We start from the raw sequence: 454 nt of genomic DNA on the forward strand, positions 1-454 counted from the left end.
AATATACCGTTCCCAACAGAAGATTGAGGCTCATTTTTTTGCTCAATTAGTTGTTGAAATTCATTTTCAATTTCAATTTTTCTTTTTTGGAAATCGGTATTTATTGTTTTTGTATTCATGATTGAAAGTTCTAAATCAAGTATTAATTAGTTAAATTTCTTTTGTTGTTAAGGTCTTGTTCAATAGTCTGCAGTTTTTCTTCAGTAAGCGGGTAGAACAAGATAAAAAGTACTGAAATGACTGCGGCGGCCGCTGGAAGAATGCTTAGCATCAGTTGAATTCCGTTTTGGGTAACTGCAGTTTGCTCAATATTTGCCTGAAAACCGTAATATCCCAAAAGCCATCCTGTTGCGGCGCCTCCAATAGTCCATCCAAATTTTTGAGACATCGAAGAAGCGGAGAATACGAGTCCAGTAGCGCGCCTTCCTTGTTTCCATTCTGAATAGTCAGCGCT

1 protein-coding gene is annotated in these 454 nt (G+C 37.4%); it reads right to left on the reverse strand.

The window, feature by feature from the left end; genetic code table 11:
- Positions 1-142: 142 nt before the first annotated feature.
- On the reverse strand, positions 143-454 hold a 312-nt coding region (locus AB674_RS21730), incomplete at its 5' end, for an MFS transporter (protein WP_047779386.1).

The sequence above is a fragment of the Flavobacterium sp. ABG genome (assembly GCF_001027725.1).
Taxonomy (GTDB): domain Bacteria; phylum Bacteroidota; class Bacteroidia; order Flavobacteriales; family Flavobacteriaceae; genus Flavobacterium; species Flavobacterium cupriresistens.